At 61.9% G+C, this 17764-nt stretch carries 17 protein-coding genes; 5 read left to right on the top strand and 12 right to left on the bottom strand.

What is annotated here, in order from left to right; genetic code table 11:
- Window positions 1–15: 15 nt before the first annotated feature.
- From FGL86_RS03020 to FGL86_RS02970, 12 genes are all read right to left on the bottom strand, one after another.
- On the bottom strand, window positions 16–2508 hold the full coding sequence (locus tag FGL86_RS03020; protein WP_186764462.1) for an FtsX-like permease family protein: 2493 nt from the start codon (window positions 2506–2508) through the stop codon (window positions 16–18).
- Window positions 2496–3155 carry an ABC transporter ATP-binding protein gene (locus tag FGL86_RS03015; RefSeq protein WP_147183211.1) on the bottom strand — a complete coding sequence of 220 codons (660 nt, stop codon included), beginning with the start codon at window positions 3153–3155 and terminating at the stop codon, window positions 2496–2498. Before FGL86_RS03015 ends, FGL86_RS03020 begins: the two co-directional genes overlap by 13 nt.
- 46 nt (window positions 3156–3201) lie before the next feature.
- Window positions 3202–3510 (bottom strand): nucleotidyltransferase family protein, encoded by a 309-nt coding sequence (locus FGL86_RS03010; protein ID WP_147183210.1) that lies wholly within the window; start codon window positions 3508–3510, stop codon window positions 3202–3204.
- Between the two features lie 50 nt (window positions 3511–3560).
- Entirely contained in the window at window positions 3561–4505 is a 945-nt protein-coding gene (locus tag FGL86_RS03005; protein ID WP_147183209.1) for a metal ABC transporter solute-binding protein, Zn/Mn family, read from the bottom strand.
- The gene (locus FGL86_RS03000; RefSeq protein WP_147183208.1) at window positions 4502–5401 is read right to left on the bottom strand and encodes a metal ABC transporter permease; all 900 of its coding nucleotides are present in this window, start codon (window positions 5399–5401) and stop codon (window positions 4502–4504) included. Before FGL86_RS03000 ends, FGL86_RS03005 begins: the two co-directional genes overlap by 4 nt.
- A complete protein-coding gene (locus FGL86_RS02995; protein WP_147183207.1) occupies window positions 5401–6123 on the bottom strand; it encodes a metal ABC transporter ATP-binding protein in 723 nt (240 codons plus the stop codon). Before FGL86_RS02995 ends, FGL86_RS03000 begins: the two co-directional genes overlap by 1 nt.
- Entirely contained in the window at window positions 6123–6263 is a 141-nt protein-coding gene (locus FGL86_RS17880) for a hypothetical protein (RefSeq protein WP_186764461.1), read from the bottom strand. Before FGL86_RS17880 ends, FGL86_RS02995 begins: the two co-directional genes overlap by 1 nt.
- Before the next feature lie 112 nt (window positions 6264–6375).
- Complete coding sequence (locus FGL86_RS02990) at window positions 6376–7155, bottom strand: SDR family oxidoreductase (RefSeq protein WP_147183206.1); 780 nt, start codon at window positions 7153–7155, stop codon at window positions 6376–6378.
- Window positions 7156–7239: 84 nt separating this feature from the next.
- A complete protein-coding gene (locus FGL86_RS02985; RefSeq protein ID WP_147183205.1) occupies window positions 7240–9111 on the bottom strand; it encodes a PHA/PHB synthase family protein in 1872 nt (623 codons plus the stop codon).
- Between the two features lie 157 nt (window positions 9112–9268).
- Entirely contained in the window at window positions 9269–10105 is an 837-nt protein-coding gene (gene nadE / locus FGL86_RS02980) for an ammonia-dependent NAD(+) synthetase (protein ID WP_147183204.1), read from the bottom strand.
- 65 nt (window positions 10106–10170) lie between these two features.
- A complete protein-coding gene (locus tag FGL86_RS02975) occupies window positions 10171–10677 on the bottom strand; it encodes a CinA family protein (RefSeq protein WP_147183203.1) in 507 nt (168 codons plus the stop codon).
- Window positions 10678–10830: 153 nt separating this feature from the next.
- Window positions 10831–11271: a DUF29 domain-containing protein gene (locus FGL86_RS02970; RefSeq protein WP_147183202.1), complete on the bottom strand. Its 441-nt coding sequence runs from the start codon at window positions 11269–11271 to the stop codon at window positions 10831–10833.
- A 215-nt stretch (window positions 11272–11486) separates the two neighbouring features.
- Between FGL86_RS02970 and FGL86_RS02960 the strand changes: the two genes are divergently transcribed.
- From FGL86_RS02960 to FGL86_RS02940, 5 genes are all read left to right on the top strand, one after another.
- The gene (locus FGL86_RS02960; RefSeq protein ID WP_147183200.1) at window positions 11487–11774 is read left to right on the top strand and encodes a BrnA antitoxin family protein; all 288 of its coding nucleotides are present in this window, start codon (window positions 11487–11489) and stop codon (window positions 11772–11774) included.
- 219 nt (window positions 11775–11993) lie between these two features.
- The gene (gene cas1f, locus FGL86_RS02955; RefSeq protein WP_147183199.1) at window positions 11994–12971 is read left to right on the top strand and encodes a type I-F CRISPR-associated endonuclease Cas1f; all 978 of its coding nucleotides are present in this window, start codon (window positions 11994–11996) and stop codon (window positions 12969–12971) included.
- The gene (cas3f, locus tag FGL86_RS02950) at window positions 12968–16369 is read left to right on the top strand and encodes a type I-F CRISPR-associated helicase Cas3f (RefSeq protein ID WP_147183198.1); all 3402 of its coding nucleotides are present in this window, start codon (window positions 12968–12970) and stop codon (window positions 16367–16369) included. The genes cas1f and cas3f overlap by 4 nt, the downstream gene beginning before the upstream one ends.
- Window positions 16330–16779 carry a type I-F CRISPR-associated protein Csy1 gene (locus FGL86_RS02945; protein ID WP_222433787.1) on the top strand — a complete coding sequence of 150 codons (450 nt, stop codon included), beginning with the start codon at window positions 16330–16332 and terminating at the stop codon, window positions 16777–16779. The genes cas3f and FGL86_RS02945 overlap by 40 nt, the downstream gene beginning before the upstream one ends.
- Window positions 16760–17746, top strand: a complete 987-nt coding sequence (locus tag FGL86_RS02940) for an IS481 family transposase (RefSeq protein ID WP_147183197.1) — start codon at window positions 16760–16762, stop codon at window positions 17744–17746. The genes FGL86_RS02945 and FGL86_RS02940 overlap by 20 nt, the downstream gene beginning before the upstream one ends.
- Window positions 17747–17764: the final 18 nt, after the last annotated feature.

Here is a 17764-nt window from a genome sequence, read left to right as displayed (position 1 = left end):
TTCGAACTCCGCCAGCTATTTACCTTCGAATTCCGCCAACAGGGCCCGGGGCGGGATGCGCCATAGCCGCCAGGCGGGCAAGAGTGCCGCCAGCCAGGCCACCAGCACCGCCAGTCCCAGGGTCCAGAGGATCTGCAGGGGAAACACGTGAAGCGGCAGCCGCCAGCCGAAGGCGGCGACGTTGATCACCGCCACCAGGGCCCAGGTCAGAGCGATACCTAGAGGAATCGCGACCAGGGCGGTAACGAGCGCCAGGCCGCCAAGCTGGACCAGGGACACCAGCGCCAGGGGGCGTCGAGGAACGCCCAACGCCCATAGCGGCGCGAGCTGCGCCCGCCGCGTTCTTGCCTGGGCCAGCAGGCTGGTGAACAGCGCTAGTGCTGCCACCCCCAGGGTCAGGGCGTTGAGCGCCCGGGTAATGGTGAAGGTACGCTCGAAGATCTCGATGGCAAGCTCCCGGATGCCGCGCCGGTCGATGACCGACACGCTGTCCGCGCCGAATCGCCTGTCGAGATCCGCCAGCAGCGACTCGCCGTCGCTCGATTCTTCCAGTACCAGGCCCACGGAATCCGGCGGCGCCTGAAAACGGGACGCCACCAACGACTCCGCCAGCACCATCTCCTCGCGCGGATTGCCGTAATCCGGATAGACGCCGACGATACGCGTCTCGAACGGCCCGCGGGAGGTTGCGAGAATGATCTTTTGCCCGAGTTCCAGGCCGGCGGCGATCGCTAACTGCTCGTTGATCAGTGACGCTCCCTCGGCGACGGACTGCCAGGCCTGCTCGCGACCGTCAAGCGTATCCAGCAGCGGCCAGCGTTCGGTCAAGGCCGGAGCGGGGGTGATGCCGTCGATGGACACCGGGCGGGACTGCTTGCCGGCGTCGAGTCGAGCTTCCGTCTGGCGGTTAGGCAATAGCGCGATGATATCCGACCGAGCTTCCAGCCAGTCGAGCACTTCGGTGTAGCGCTCCTCCCCGGGGCGCAGATAGATATCCGCCACCAGGCGCTGATCCAGCCAGTCCAGAAACGTCAGGCGAAAGCCGCCGACCATGCTGCTTACCCCCAGGTTGGCGGCAAGCGCCAGCAGTAGCGCCATCATCGCCAGCGACAGCTTGGGTAGCTGCAGTTGGGTATCCGCCAATGCCCATTGGCGCAGAGGGTGATTCTCGCGGCCGGTTAGTTTTGCAAGCAACCAGGCCAGCAGGCGGGGCAGCAACAGGGCGCTACCCAGCAGCGCCGCGCCGACCATCAGGAAGCCGCTTACCAGTCCTTCGCCGGCGGGCCGCCCTAGCAGCCAGAGGTACAGCCCCAGGGCGATCAGCCACAGCAGGCCCCCGCCCAGGGTCATACGCCCTAGCTGGCGCCGAAAACCGCCGCGCCAGGCCTGGGCCTGACCCAAGGCCAGCACGTTCAAGCGAGCGGTGCGCCACAGCATGCCGAGCCCGGCGGTGGCCAGCCCTCCCAGGGTGATGGCGACGCCGCCCAGCCAGTAATACCAGGGCAGAGAGAGCCGGACGCCGACCTGGGCATCGTAGAGGGAGCGCAGAGTCGAGGCGACGTCCGGCAGCAGGGCGCCGGCGATCCATACGCCGCTGATCACGCCGAGCACCGCGCCCAGCAGACCAATCAGCAGCATCTCCAGACCCAGGGCCAGGGTCAGCTCGCGCCCGGACACGCCGAGGGCGCGCAGGGTGCGCAGCATGTCCAGACGCTGCTCCAGGGCCAGCCCCAGGGCCGCGTGAACGATCAGGAAACCCACCACCAGCGCCAGCAGTCCCATGGCGGTGAGGTTGAGATGAAAGCTCCCGGTCAGCTGATCCGGCGCCGGCAACTGGTCGCCGGCCTGGCGTTGAAACGCTGAGGGCAGATCCGTGGGTTGATCCGGCGCCACCAGCAGCCGGTCGATGGTGTTGCCGCGCTCGAGAAGTGCCGCCGCCGGGGCGATATCCATGATCAGCGTATCCGGCGGCAGGCTGGCGACGATTTCCAGCGGCGGCAGGCGCTGTCCGTTTTCCAGACGTGGGCGGCTGCCCGGCACCGCCTGCTCGTTCTCATTGGTGCCGAGACGCGCCAGCGTATCCGGGGCCAAGCGGGTGCGCCAGGGGGGCGTGACGAAGGCGGTCAGGTCCGTGGCATCATCGGTACTTTGCCAGCCGCTTCCCGCCGGCAGGCTCAAGGGATCGATGCCCATCACGTCCAGGCGTTCGCCGTTGGCCAGGGTGATCCGGCCTTCCAGCAGCGGCGATACCGGCTGCCCGGCGCGACGCAGGGCGGCATAATTTTCGATAGTCAGGGGTTGGCCATTGCGCCGCTGAATGCTGTCCAACTGGGTGCTGAACAGCGCCTCGGCGCGAGCGTAGCTGTCCCGAGCGGAGGCATTGATCGCCTGCACGCCGCTCCACAGGGCGCTGGCTACCCACAGCCCTACCAGCAGCATGGCCAGCTGCCCCGGATGGCGGCGGTAATGGGCCAGCAGGGTGATCAGCACGACCCTCAGGCGCTGCATAGCTGGCCCCGCTTCAGTATCAGACGGCGATCCATGGGCGCCGCCACCCGAGCGCTATGGGTGACCATCAGCAGGGCGCAGCGGCTTTCCGCCACCAGTTCCCCCAGCAGGGCCAGCACGCTGTCTGCGCTGGCCTCGTCCAGGTTGCCGGTGGGTTCATCCGCCAGCAGCAGGGCCGGACGGAGAGCCAGAGCGCGACCGATGGCCAGGCGCTGCTGCTGCCCGCCGGAAAGCTGTTCAGGATAACGCCCGGCCATGTTGGCAAGCCCCAGACGTTCAAGAAGCATGGTGGTCCAGTCCGGATCCTCCCGCTCCGCCAGCCGGGCCTGCAGGGTCAGGTTGTCGCGTACGCTCAGGCTTGGAATCAGGTGGAACTGCTGGAACACCAGCCCCAGCCGCTCGCGCCGCAGCGCCGCCCGGGCCGGCTCCGCCAGGGAGGAAAGCCGCTTGCCGTCGAGCAGGATGTCGCCTCGGTCCGGCACGTCCAGCCCCGCCGCCAGGTGCAGCAGCGTCGACTTGCCGCTGCCGGATTCCCCCATCAGCGCCAGGCTTTCCCCCGCCGCCAGCTCGAGATCGACTCCCTCGAGTACCTCAAGTGGCCCCTGCGGCGTGGCATAGGCCTTGTGAACCTGGCGGAACTCGAGCATGGGGGCTCCTTGGCGTTTTTTTGAATCCTTACCGGTAATACTCGATTCATGCGGCATCCTTTGCATCAAGAGAGCGAGCCTGGGCCAGGGCGATGGCCTGAAACGGAGTCGGTTCCGTGCCCTGTGTATAAGTGACGATATCGACAGGCAGATACAGGACTTCCTCGAGCGACTGCTTGAGTTCGGCGACCTGCAGTCGGGGCAGGGGGGACCGAGTGATCAGCAGCAGATCCAGATCGCCGCCGCGGCGGCTGTCGTCGAGGCGCGAGCCGAAAAGGCGCACGTCACAGGCTACGCCTACCGCATCATGTACCTCGGCAAGAAGTCTGGCTTTCTGCTCTTCGGTAAGTCGCATCGCGTGTTTCTCCCTTAAGCCCATCCTTAACAGGATCAGACCCTAGCGCGTTACTCCGTATTTCCCAGGGCCTCGTGAATCACCCGGGTATTGTGGCGCAGCATGCCGCTATAGTGGCTGGCTTCGCCTTCCCTGGCCAAGGCGCCGGAATACAGGGTGCCGGCGATGGGCAGGCCGCTTTCCTCGGCAAGTTGGTCGATCAGGCTGGGGTTGGTGATGTTTTCATGAAACAGTGCCTTCACGCCCTGTTCCCGCAGGGTATCGATCAACTGGGCCATGACCCGGGCGGAGGGGGCGGCGGCGGTATTGATGCCTAGGGGCGAAAGAAATCTTATCCCGTAAGCGTCGCCGAAATAGCCGAAGGCATCGTGGTTGGTGACTACCAGCCGCTGGTTCTCGGGAATGGTCTCGATCAGGCGGTGAATCTCCTGGTCCAGTGTCTCGAGTTCCGCCAGGTAGGCGTCGGCTTGCTTGCGATAGTCCGCCGCGTGAGCCGGATCCGCCTCGATCAGGCCGTCGCGGATATTGATAACGTACTGCTTGCCTCGCTGCGCATCCAGCCAGGCGTGAGGGTCCGCGTCGCCGTGATGGTGATCGTCATGGGCGTGAGCGGCGTGGCCTTCCTGCTCCACCTCTATATCCTCGCGGGTCGCCACGCCCTGGCTGGCAATCACTTTTACGCCGCCGTAGTCGCCGGCCTCCAGCAGCCGAGCCATCCATCCCTCGAGTTGCAGCCCGTTGAACACCACCAGCTGCGCCTGCTTGATACGCCGAGCGTCCCGGGGGCTGGGGGAATAGGCATGGCTGTCGCTGTCCGGCCCCACCAAGGAGGTCACCTCGACGTGATCGCCGCCGATCTGTTCGATCATATCCGCCAGCACGCTGAAACTCGCCACCACCGGAATGGGTTTCGCCTCCTCCTGCGCCTGGGTCGGTGAAGCCATGACGCCAATCATCACGATCATGCCGACCAGACCGGCCATATAACGTCTCATACGCGAGCCTCCTCTTCGCCGCTTTCCCGGGAAACGGCCTTGCGGTGTAGCCGCGCCCGCAGGCTATTGTGTCGCCCCAACAGGGCCGATAGCAGATAGATCCCGCCGGCCAGCAGGATGATGCTGGGGCCGGAGGGCAGGTCGAGATGATAGGAAAGCAACAGGCCACCGGTGCTGGCGAACATGGCGAATAGCGTGCCCAGGCCGATCAGCCCCTCCAGGCGCTTCGACCAGAAGCGCGCCGCAGTGGCGGGAAGCATCATCAGACCCACCGCCATCAATGTGCCCAGGGTCTGGAAGCCGGCGGTCAGATTAAGCACCACCAGTCCCAGGAAAACCCCTTGGATCAGGCCGTTATGAGCTCCCTGGCCGCGCAGGAACAAAGGATCGAGGCATTCCACCACCAGGGCGCGAAACAGCGCCGCTAGCAAGGCCACCGTGACGCTGCACACCGCGGCGATCAATAGAAGCGCGGTGGTATTCACCGCCAGGATCGAGCCGAACAGCACGTGGGTCAGATCCACGCTGCTGCCGCCCAGGGACACCAGCATGACCCCCGCCGCGAGCGAGATCAGATAGAAGCTCGCCATGGCGGAGTCTTCCTTGTGGCCGGTCATCTGGGAAACGCTGCCGGACAGTGCCGCCACCATGAGCCCGGAAAGCACGCCCCCCAGGCTCATCGCCGGCAGGGAGAATCCCGCCAGCAGAAAGCCCAGGGCCACCCCGGGCAGGATGGCGTGGGCCATGGCATCGCCGATCAGACTCATGCCGCGCAGGGTCAGAAAGACCCCCAGCGCCGGTGCGGCCAAGGAAAGCGCCAGCCCGGCGACGAGAGCGCGGCGCATGAAACCGTAGTCGAAAGGGGCGAGTAGCAGGGCATGCAGTTGATCGAACATCAAAAGGAATCCGCGAAGGCGAAAGGCATCGTAGGCGCGGGCTGGCCTTGATCTAGCGCCCGCGAAGAGAGTGTTGTCTGAGGATCGAGCCAGCGAGCCCGACCGTGAGAAAGCGCCAGCACCTGATCCGCCAGCTTGGCGAGCTGTTCCCGATCGTGAACCACCACCAGGAGGGTGGCGCCTTCCCGGGCCATGTCCCGCAGCACCTGGGTCAGCACTTCGACGGTTTCTTGATCCACGTTGGCGAAGGGCTCGTCGAGCAGCAGCAGCTCCGCCTCCTGCATCAGGGTACGACCGATCAGCGCCCGCTGGCGCTGGCCGCCGGAAAGCTCTCCCAAGGCACGATGGGCGAGATGAGAAATTCCCAGGCGCTTCATGACTTCCCGGGCCTTGCGATAATGAGGGCCGCAGTAGCCGGCAAGCGCGCCGTGGCTTGGCCAGGTGCCGGTCATCACCAGTTCCTCGACGCTGATCGGAAAGCTCAGATCCAGGGCCAGTTGCTGGGGCAGCCAGGCTCGGCGTTCCTTGGGTACCCGGCAGGTTATCCGCCCGGAAATCGGCCTGAGCAGGCCCATGATGGCCTGTATCAGGGTGCTCTTGCCGGCACCGTTGGGCCCGATCAAAACGGTGATGGCACCGTCCGGAAAGGCGCCGTTGACATCTTCCAGCACGCTGCGTCCGCCCTGGGCCAGATGCAGATGTTCGAGGGTCAGTCTGGCCATCAGAAGCCCATACCTGTCGCCCAGGCCACCGCCAGCCAGAGCCCCCCCAGCGGAATGGCGGCAAGCGCCAGGCGTCGCCGGGCGGAAAGCGACATCAGGGAAAAATGGCAGGGGCCTTCCGGCCGGTGGCGATGCGCCATAAGCTAACCTCCCAAAACAAGTGAAAGGTTATAACATAACAAAAGACGCCGAAACCAGCCGGAGCCACCCACAGGTCGCCGACTGGTCAAGGGGGCAAATCAGGAATGAGAATTACAGGCGCAGGCCGCCGTCCACTTCCAGTACTCGCCCGTTGAAATAGTCGTTCTCGAAGGCGAACTGCACCGCGTGAGCGATCTCGTCCGGCTCTCCCAAGCGCTTGAGGGGGATGCTCGCTTCGAGTTTCTCCCTGGCCTTGTCCGGCATCTTCTCGACCATGGCGGTCTGGCAGAACCCCGGAGCAATGGCGGCGACCCGAATGCCGTGGCGCGCCAGTTCATTGGCCCAGGTCACGGTCATGGCGGCCACTCCGGACTTGGCGGCGGAGTAATTGGTCTGGCCGACATTGCCGGCGCGGCTGATGCTGGAGATATTGACGATCACCCCGCGCATCTGGGGCGCTTCTCCTTCATCCTGCTCGATCATCCGAGCCGCTGCTTCCCGGGCGCACAGAAAGACGCCGCGCATGTCGATCTGTGAGACCTTGTCCCAGTCCTCCAGAGAAAGCGTCTTCTCCACCTGGCCGTCCTTGGCCTTGACCAGCAGACCATCCGCGGTGACCCCGGCGTTGTTGACCACTCCGTGCAGGCCGCCGCAGTCTTCTATCAGCTGCTTGAAGGTTTTCACCACCTGGTCTTCCTGGGTGATATCGACGATATAGGTTCTGGCCTTGGCGCCGGCCTGCTCGCATTCCTGGCGGACCTGCTCCAGGCCATCCTCGTTCATGTCCAGCAGTACCGGCATTGCGCCGCATCGGCTCAGGCGGACCGCCATGGCTCGGCCCAGGCCGCCGGCGGCGCCGGTGATCGCGATGATCTTGTCCTTGAGTTGCATCCTGAACTCCTTGTCAAATGGTGTTTTCCGTTCTAAGACCTATCTTTTTAAAACCTATCTTTTTAAAACCCATCTTTCCAAAACCTATCTTTCCAAAACATAGCGCCCCGGGGCATCCTCGATGGGCGCGTAACCCTTGTCGGGATTGCCCATGGACGGCGGCGTGGTTTCGCCGCTGGAATGCTCCAGCAGCCAGGCCTGCCACTCCGGCCACCAGGAACCTTCCCGTTCCGGCACCTGCTCGTACCAGGTATGGGCGCCCACGTAGGGGGCGTCCGCAGGCTTGTCGGCGATCTGATAGACCCGGTGCTTGTGCCCGGGCTCGCTGACCACCCCGGCGTTGTGGCCGCCGCTGGTCAGCACGAAGGTGAGGTCGCCGCCCAGCAGCAGCTGATTGCGATACACCGAGCGCCAGGGGGCGATATGGTCCTTGCGGGTGGCGACCAGAAACCCGGGCAGGGTGATGTCGCCGAGCAGCACCGGATGATCGTTGGTGCGATAGCGCCCCAAGGCCAGTTCGTTGGCCAGATAGAGCCGGCGCAGATATTCGGAGTGCATGCGGTAGGGCATGCGGGTGCCATCGGTGCTCCAGGCCATCAGATCGAAGGTGCCCATGCGTTCGCCCATCAGATATTCCCGCACCACCCGAGACCAGATCAGGTCGTTGGACTGCAGCAACTGAAAGGCACCCTTCATCTGCCAGTCTTCCAGATAACCCTGTTCGCGCATGGCGTCTTCCAGGAAATGCACCTGGCTGTCGTCGATGAACAGCTCAAGCTCCCCGGCTTCCTCGAAGTCCGTCAGGCTGGCGAACAGGGTGAGGCTGGCCAGGCGATCGTCTTCCTGTCGGGCCATCACCGCCGCGGCGATGGAGAGCAGAGTGCCTCCCAGACAGTAGCCCACCGCGTGCACCTTCTGATTCGGCACCACGGCGTTGACCGCCTCCAGCGCCTCCATGATGCCGAGTTCGCGGTAATCCTCGAGGCCCAAATCCCGCTCCGCGCTGCCGGGATTCTTCCAGGACACCATGAACACCGTATGGCCCTGATCCACCAGATAGCGTACCAGGGAGTTTTCCGGGGAAAGATCGAGAATGTAGTACTTCATCACCCAGGCGGGAATGATCAGCAGCGGCTCCTTCTGCACCTTGCCCGTGGTCGGGCTGTACTGAATCAGCTCGATCAACTGATTGCGGTAAATCACCTTGCCCGGGGTAACGGCCACGGCCTCGCCGGGAGTGAACTTTTCCGCCCCCACCGGCGGCTGATGATTGACGAAACGCTGAATATCCTCCTGGGCATTGGCGGCGCCTTCGAGCAGGTTGCGTCCGCCCTGCTCGAGGGTACGTTTCATCACCACCGGATTGGTCCAGGGATTGTTGGCCGGGGAAACCATGTCCAGCAGCTGCCGGCCGATGAAGGTGACCACCTCGTCATGATGCCGGGTCATGCCAGGCACACCGGTGGAGGCTTCCTGCCACCACTGCTGGGTCAGCAGGAAACCCTGATGGATGACATTGAAAGGCCACTGCTGCCACTCGGAATCTTCGAATCGGTCGTCCTGAGCCAGGGGCTCGACGCAGGGCTCGCACTGCGGATTCGACGCGGCCTCCGCAGCGTACTGGGCGAACCGCACCATACTGCGTTGCATCTGCAGGGCCAGCTGCGCCTGCTTGCCCGGAGACAGCAGCAAATGCCACCACCAGTCGCTATAGGCCTGGCGGATCGAGGCCGGCGACACCCCGGCGGTGAACTTGGCCATCGCCGCATGCACCTGCTCATCCCAACGCTGGAAGAAATCCTCGCTGGAGAGGTCACTTGCCGCCTGGTTGGCCTCCATCGCGCTTCTATGGGCTTCCTCCTTCTTGGGAGTGCCGGTGGTCGGCGCCAGAGGACGCTGGGGTAGGGAAGAGGCGGTTTCGCCGCCTGACCGAGTCTGCCGGGATTTCCTTGCCATGGATCGCTCTCCTTGTACTGGCTCCTTGAAGCTCTATTGAGATGGCCGGAGTTCCTTCATCGTGTCTGGACGCCAGGCAATCAGCATAGAAGATAGCATGCGAATTAAAAATACCCATCGGACAGGCTCGATAAGATGCTGGATTCAGATACCACGCTCAATCCAGCGGTGATCGAGGCAGCCGACGCTTGTGTTCGGTACGTTCATAGGTGCTGACAATGGTGCGATAGGCCTGCTCGCTGACTTCTCCTCCCATCAGGAAGGTGTCGATTTCTTCGTAGCTGACCCCCAAGGCTTCTTCATCGGTCAACTGTGGCCGCAGGGATTCCAGATCCGCCGTGGGCACTTTCTCCACCAGTTGGCTCGGGGCGCCCAGGGCTCGACCCAGTTCCCGCACCTGCCCCTTGGTCAAACCGGCAAGCGGTACCAAGTCGCAGGCACCGTCCCCGTATTTAGTAAAAAAGCCCATCATTGCCTCCGCCGCCTGATCGGTGCCTACCACCAGAGCGCCATTGGTACCGGCTACCGCATACTGGGCAATCATGCGCTGGCGCGCCTTGATATTTCCGTGCACGAAATCCCGATGTCCCGGGTCGTCGAACTGCAAACCACTTTGCTCCAGAGCTTCGAGCATGGCATCACTAGCGGGCTTGATATCCGTGGCGAGTGCCCGATCCGGAGCGATATAGTCGATGGCCATTCGAGCATCTTTTTCGTCCTGCTGCTCACCGTAAGGTAAGCGCATGGCATAGAAGGTTGCCTTGTCGCCTTGCTCGCGCACCCGCTCCACCGCCAGCTGAGCAAGCCGGCCGGCCACCGTCGAGTCGACTCCGCCACTGATACCCAATACCAAACCTCGCTGACCTGACTCGATCATCTGCTTGCATAGAAAGTCGACACGCCGCTCGATTTCCCGCTCGGAGTCGAATGAATTGAGCACTCCCAGCGCTTGGCCGATTCGCTGCTGCAAGTCGCGATTGTCCTGACTGGTCATCCTGACCTCCTGGTTAGGCATAAGTAATAGAGTGTTCCACTAAAACTTGTCAGCGCCACAAGTTATCAAAGAGGCGGCGCCTTGCCTTCCTTCACCGCCGCATGGTGGCGAAGAATGCGCGCCAAGGCATGATGCGCCGCCGCCAGGCGCACCTCGTTGCGCTCGCCGGTAAAGCGACGGGTTTCAAGAAACAAGTATTTCTTTTCCTGGTGATTGAAGGCCCAGGCGAAACATACCGTGCCGGCTGGAATGCCATCGGCGGGATCGGGCCCTGCCACGCCGGTGTTGGCGATGGCCAAATCCGCATCGTTGTTGTCCAGTGCGCCTATGGCCATCTCGCGCGCGGTCTGCTCGCTGGTAAGACCATAGGTATCGATAGTCTCGAACCTTACCCCCAGATAACGATGCTTGGCCTGGGGCGAGTAGACCGCCAGGCCGCAATCGATACCTTGTCCGCTACCCGGCACCCGCGCCAGCTCCGAAACGATCAACCCTGCGGTGCAGGATTCCGCCGTGGCCAGCTTCAGCTCATTGTCCTTTAGATACCGCGCTACGTTTTCCAAAAGCTCCATGGTTATCACTCCCTATGAGTCGCCGATCCGGTGGCGACGTTACCACTATCACTATAGTGGCTGAGTTCGAGGGGTGAAAAGGTGTGATTACGGCACTCGGTATGACATAGGCGGCGGTGACGCTGCTCGAGCCTTGGCCCGCTATTTCCATGCTCAATGCTTCTCCGGCAACTCATCGTCCGATGGGCTCAAAAGTTCATTGGCGTGGTACAACCGCTGCTCAGGGAAGGTGTTTTCCAGCTCCGTCTCGATGGCAGCGGCTCGCCGGGCATCCTCATAGGCATCGTCCAGCAACGCTTCCAGGGAACTCTTGAGGCTCGGGCTGTCCTTCAACAGCCGCAGGGACTTCTCGCGGGCATCCACTATCGTGAGTTGCCAGCTACGGGAGCGCCGCTCCGGCTGATGATCCCATTTCAGGCGATACATGAGCAATCGCGCCAGCTGGCTAATCAAGGCGCGACGCTCGCTCTTGCCCATGCTTTCGATCTCCTCGGCGATGTTCTGGCTGTCGATCAGATCGAGCTTGCCGGCACGTAGTAAAGCCGCCTGTTCAAGCGCCCAGGCATAGGCGTCTTTTTCGTAAAGCGTTGCCATGCCAATCACCTTCGCTTCTTTGACTGCAGCATATCGCAAAGGATTCTTTGCACGAGCACATCATGAACTTGCTTGTTTCGCCCCGGCTATCTTTCTGTATCCGTGACACCAGCCGTTGGCGTCTTGCGCTTGATATTTTTTGTGCATACATATGATGATCATGGTCTGGACGCCGCGCGGCGCGGATCGCCGCATTATTTCGATGAGGAAAGCCAATGAGCGCGAACAAGCGAAATATCGACAGCAGCTGGATCGATCCGGATGACGCGCCGGAACTGACCGATGAGTTTTTCGAGCAGGCCGATGAGTACCGAGGCGATACCTTGGTTCGACGGGGACGGCACAAGGCGGGAACGGTCAAGGAGCGTATCACCGTACGCTTGGATCCAGGTGTGGTGTCGGCTTTTCGCGAAACCGGCCCCGGCTGGCAGACGCGGATGAACCAGGCGCTGAGGGTGTACCTGTCAGAACATGGCGCCCATGAGAAGGAGCCGTCTCGGTAGTGAGATAGATAGCTGCTATCACTGCGTTTCCCATGTCCATGGAAATGAACCGATCAGCGCCGCTGCCTGCGCTAGATTTTCTTCAGAAGAAGCGGTTCCGAGCCCGCCATCACCGAAACTGCCCATGCAATAGCCGTCAGATCGTCGGTTCAAATGCTCGCCCCAAGTCATATGATGCTTATATAGCAACCTATGTAAAACAGTCGGCGGTCATGTCACATGGACGAGCTTTCTCCTTCGTCGCTCAAGACGATCCTGCATTCCAAGCGGGCCAACCTTTATTACCTGCAGCATTGCCGCGTGCTGGTCAACGGTGGTCGGGTAGAATATGTCACCGATGAAGGGCGCCAGTCGAAGTACTGGAACATTCCGATTGCCAATACCACTTCGATCCTGCTGGGTACCGGCACCTCCATTACCCAGGCCGCCATGCGCGAGCTGGCCAAGGCAGGGGTGCTGGTCGGCTTCTGTGGTGGGGGTGGCACGCCGCTGTTTTCCGCCAACGAAGTCGACGTGGACGTCGCCTGGCTCAGCCCGCAAAGCGAGTATCGGCCCACGGAATACCTGCAGTACTGGGTGCGTTTCTGGTTCGACGACGAGAAACGTCTCGAAGCCGCGCGGCGCTTTCAACTAGCGCGGCTTGCACGTATCGAGAAACAGTGGCTCGACAGTCGTCCGCTACGCGACTCAGGTTTTGTCATCTCGCCGGATCGTCTGACTTCGGCCCTGGAGCAGCATCGCCAGGCCATCGCCAAGGCGCCCAGCACCATCGACCTGCTGACCCTGGAAGCACGCCTGACCAAGACGCTGTTCAAGCTGGCGGTGCAGGCGGTGAATTATGGCGACTTCACTCGCGCCAAGCGTGGCAGCGGCACGGACCCGGCCAACCGCTTCCTCGATCACGGTAACTATCTCGCCTATGGCTTGGGCGCCACGGCTACCTGGGTCATGGGCATTCCTCATGGATTGGCGGTACTGCACGGCAAGACCCGGCGGGGCGGGCTGGTGTTCGACGTGGCGGATCTGGTCAAAGATGCGGTCATTCTTCCTCAGGCGTTCATTTCCGCCATGTGCGGCGACGAGGAGCAGGAGTTTCGCCAAGCCTGCATCGAAAGCCTCACCCGCAGCGAATCCCTGGATTTCATGATCGACACCCTGAAGGAGATCGCCATCGATCTGGGGAGCGTCGAATCATGAACGTGCTGATCGTCTCCCAGTGCAACAAGAACGCTCTCAAGGAGACCCGGCGCATTCTCGATCAGTTCGCCGAGCGGCGCGGCGAGCGCACCTGGCAGACGCCCATCACTCAGGCCGGACTGGATACGCTTAGAAAGTTGCTGAGAAAGAGCGCGCGCAAGAATACCGCGGTGGCCTGTCACTGGATTCGCGGCCGCGATCATAGCGAGCTTGTCTGGATCGTCGGCGATGCCAGCCGCTTCAATATGCAAGGCGCCGTGCCCACCAATACCACACGACGCGACATTTTGCGTCGCGCCGACGAGAACGATTGGCACACCGGCGAGGATATCAAGCTGCTGGCCACCTTGGCCGCACTGCTGCACGATTTGGGCAAGGCATCCGAGGCCTTTCAGTTGCGGCTGAAAGGAAAGCTGGAAGGCAGGAATCTCTATCGTCACGAATGGCTGTCGCTGCGGCTTTTCCAGGCGTTTGTCGGCGAGGATGACGACGAAGGATGGCTCAAGCGTCTGATAGAGCCACCGGCGGATTTCGCCGACAGCTGGACGCGCCGTTTGCAGCGGGATGGATTAAACGCCGAGAGCATGGCGCCTTTCACCCGGTTGCCGCCGCTGGCCCAGGCGGTGGGTTGGCTGTTGCTTAGCCATCACCGTCTGCCGTTGAAACCCGGCGATAATCCCGAACGGCTGGGCGGCAAGTTGAAAGGGCTTTCCGCCAGCGCCTTGGTCGATATACCCGGCATGCTGACCCACCAGTGGAACGAGGCTTGTACCGAGACCGACCCTGAGCGGCTGACGGCTTACTGGCAGCTGGCCGATGAACTGCCGGTGGTTACAGCCAAGTGGCAACAGCAGGCGGCTCTGGTCGCGGAAAGGCTGCTCAAACGGTTGCCCGGTCATGCGGATCATCCGCTGGATAACGCCTATGTCATGCACCTGGCACGACTATGTCTGATGCTGGCGGATCACTATTATTCCAGCCTGAACGACCCGAAGCAGGACGACTGGGTGCGCGGCGACGCCGATTACAACCTCTACGCCAACACCCAGCGCAAGACCGGCGAGCCCAATCAAAAGCTCGACGCTCACCTTCTAGGCGTGGCGCGCTTCAGCAAGGAAAACGCCCGCCATCTGGCTACCTTGGCTGATCATCTGCCGCGTCTGGCACGTCACAAGGGCTTTCGTAAACGCAGCGAAAACAGTCGCTTTCGCTGGCAGGATCGCGCCTCCGATCTTGCGGTTGGGCTGCGTGACAAATCATCCGATCACGGTTTTTTCGGCATCAACATGGCCTCCACCGGCTGCGGCAAGACCCTGGCCAATGGTCGTATTCTGTATGCCCTGGCGGACCCGCAGAAAGGCGCGCGTTTCTCCATTGCCCTGGGGCTGCGCACCCTGACCCTACAGACCGGCCGCGATTACCGCCGGCAGATGCATCTGGGCGAAGACGAGTTGGCGATTCGCGTCGGCGGCAGTGCCAGCCGCGCCCTGTTCGAGCACTACGAGGCGGAGGCGGAAAAGACCGGCTCCGCGTCTTCCCAAGACTTGCTTTCGGACGATTCCCATGTGCTGTTCGAGGGAAATTTCTCCGAGCATCCGATTCTCAAGCGCGTCGCTCACGATGCTACGGTCAAGAGCCTGATCGCCGCACCGATTCTCACCTGCACCGTGGATCATCTGATGCCCGCCACGGAAAGCGCCCGAGGCGGCGGACAGATCGCCCCCATGTTGCGCCTGATGACCTCCGATCTGGTGCTCGATGAGATCGACGACTTCGATATTAATGACCTGCCCGCGTTGACGCGGCTGGTGAACTGGGCGGGGCTGCTCGGCTCTCGAGTGCTGCTTTCTTCCGCCACGCTGCCGCCCGCCCTGGTGGCGGGGCTTTACGATGCTTACCGCGCGGGGCGCGCGGTTTATCGGCGTAATCGCGGGGAACCAACCGGACGAAACCCTAGCGTTTGTTGTGCCTGGTTCGATGAGAGCGCAACGCTTGCGGAAGGCTGCAGCGACCGAACGAGTTTCGAAAGCGCCCACCGGCAATTCGTGCAAAAGCGCTATCAACAGTTGGCGAAGGATACGATTCGCCGCCGTGCCGAAGTGGCAGAATGGATACCGTCATCGCGTCAGCCTCAGGAGATACGCCGGGAATTGGCCGCGCAGCTGCGCGAACACGCCCTGGACCTGCATCGCCGGCACGGCGAGACGCTACCTAAAAGCGCCAAGCGCGTCTCCTTCGGCTTGATCCGCATGGCCAATATCGACCCGCTGGTGGAAGTGGCGCTCTCGCTTTATCGGCTTGGCGCGCCGGAAAATGTCCAGATCCACCTGTGTGTATATCACTCCCAATATCCGCTGTTGATGCGCTCGGCCATCGAGCGGCAGCTGGATCGCACCTTGCAGCGCAAGGAGCCCGAGGCGGTGTTCGAACTGCCGGATATTCGGCGCCGTATCGACGCCTCATCGGCTCGGGATCAGCTGTTTATCGTGCTGGGTTCGCCGGTCACCGAAGTGGGGCGGGATCATGACTACGACTGGGCGATCGTCGAGCCCTCGTCGATGCGCTCGCTGATTCAGCTGGCAGGGCGCGTGCGCCGCCATCGCCCGGCGCCTTGCGAAACCCCCAATATCCTGCTGCTCAACCGCAATCTGAAAGCGCTTGAGCATCCCGATGGGCGCTCGCCGGTATTTATACGCCCCGGTTTCGAGACCGAAGCGCATCTGCTGCAAAGCCATGAGCTGATGACGCTGCTGTCGCCGGAACAGCGGGACGTGATCGACGCTCGCCCGCGTATTCTGCCCCGCGAAACGCCTGAGCCCCGCCGCAATCTCGTCGACCTGGAACATGCTTGCCTGCAAGAAATGATGGTTGCTCCGTCAACTACAAGCACCGAAGAAACGCCGGTTTTGAGTGAAGAAGAGCTAGCGAAGCTCTCCAAGCGCAAGCGTCAGAAATACCTGGCCGAAGTAAGTGGCTCCACTGCTGCACCAAGCCTGGGGGCCTACAGCTGGTTTGCCATGCCCCGCTTGCCGCTGACCGGCGTGATGAGCCAATGGCGGCCCTTTCGAGAGAGTACGGGTCAGGAAGAGGAACTGGTGCTGCTGCCGGATGAGAGCGGCGAGCAAGCGCTCCTTCATCGCGTTCACAAGGAGCGCCCTCGGGATCCGGATCTATTCGTTCAGTGCGAGGCGAATCTCCAGCGTATCGAACTGGAACAAGGCCCAGGTATCCGGCCCTGGGGGCAGGAGGACTATCTCACCGAATTGGCCGAACTGGCGGAAGTCCAGGATCTACCGCTTGAGGCCTGCGCCAAGCGCTTTGGTCGGCTGACGTTGCGCGCGCTGGAAGGCGACAGGCAATGGCGGTTCCATCCGGCGATCGGATTTTCAAGGCATTAAACAAAGGGAAACGTATGTCGAGTCATAGTGAAAACAGAGCGGTCGAAATCCGCCAACTGATGCAGACATTTATCGATGAGCGCCTGGCCGGCAAGCTGGAAAAACTTGCCTCGGACGATCCCAAGCGCGAGGCGCTCGTCGAGCAGTTCGAGTTCGAGGCCTGGGTTGGGGATGCCGCTCGCCGGGTCAGTCGGTTGCAGGTGGTAACGCATGCGCTGAAAGCGACTCATCCAGCAGCCAAAGGCTCCAGTCGCTATGTCGAGCCCGCTGCTCTACCTGATATGCCTTTGGTGGGTAGCTGTAAGGCCCCGGATGATAGATTGAGCCACAGGAGTTATCCTTTGTTGGCAGCACGTGACCTCATTGCCCAGTTCATCCAGGAGCAACGAGATGGATATCAAACTGCATAAGACGGCGACCACCACGCCACGCATCCGCCAGGAAATCCAACAAGCCCCAGCGTCGACTAGCGATAGTGAATTAGCACGACGCTATCGTGTGTCCTGTCCCACCATCGCCCGGTGGCGTCATCGCACGACGCAACAGGATCGCTCCCATACCCGACACAACCTGCTCACGACTTTGTCGCCGATTCAAGAAGAGATTGTCGTGGCATTGCGCGAATACCTGCGCCTGAGCGTCGACGATTTGCTGAAGGTGGCGAGGGAGTTTCTGCATCCCAGCCTGTCTCGCTCTGCCCTTGAACGACTGATGAAACGTCGAGGTCTACCGAGCCTTGCCACGTTGTACAAGCAGGAAAAAGCCGCCCAGAAACCGCCACACAAGCCGTTCAAGGACTATGAGCCGGGCTATGTGCATGTCGACGTCAAATACCTGCCGCAGATGCCTGACGAAGAGCGCAAACGCTATCTTTTCGTCGCCATCGATCGGGCGACGCGTTGGGTCTATCTGGAGATACGTCATCGTCAATCGGCCAAGGATGCTGAGGCCTTCTTGCAGCATGTGCGTGAGCGTGCACCGTTCGAGATCAAGACGCTGCTGACTGACAACGGCAAGACCTTTACCGACCGCTTTGCCGCCGGCGGCGAACGCCAGCCCACCGGCAGGCACCGCGTAGATCAGTTCTGTGCCCGGCAGGGGATTGATCATCGCCTCATTCCCCCGTATCGGCCGCAAACAAACGGTATGGTGGAACGGTTTAACGGCAGGATAAGCGATGTCCTGAACACGCACCGATTCGACTCGCGTGACGACTTGGAGGCGACGCTCAAACGCTACAACTGGCTGTACAATCACCATATCCACCAGAAGGCCTTGCATCATCGGACACCGATCGAGGCCATGAAGCAGTGGCAGCAAGAGCGCCCCGATTTATTTTGGAAACGTGTAATTAATCACACGGGCCCCGACAGGTAGCCATCTACTGCCTGAGGA

Source organism: Pistricoccus aurantiacus, from assembly GCF_007954585.1.
In the GTDB taxonomy this organism is placed as follows: Bacteria; Pseudomonadota; Gammaproteobacteria; order Pseudomonadales; family Halomonadaceae; genus Pistricoccus; species Pistricoccus aurantiacus.
Note: the sequence above shows the minus strand (reverse complement) of the source record. Positions and strands in the feature narration are given on the sequence as shown.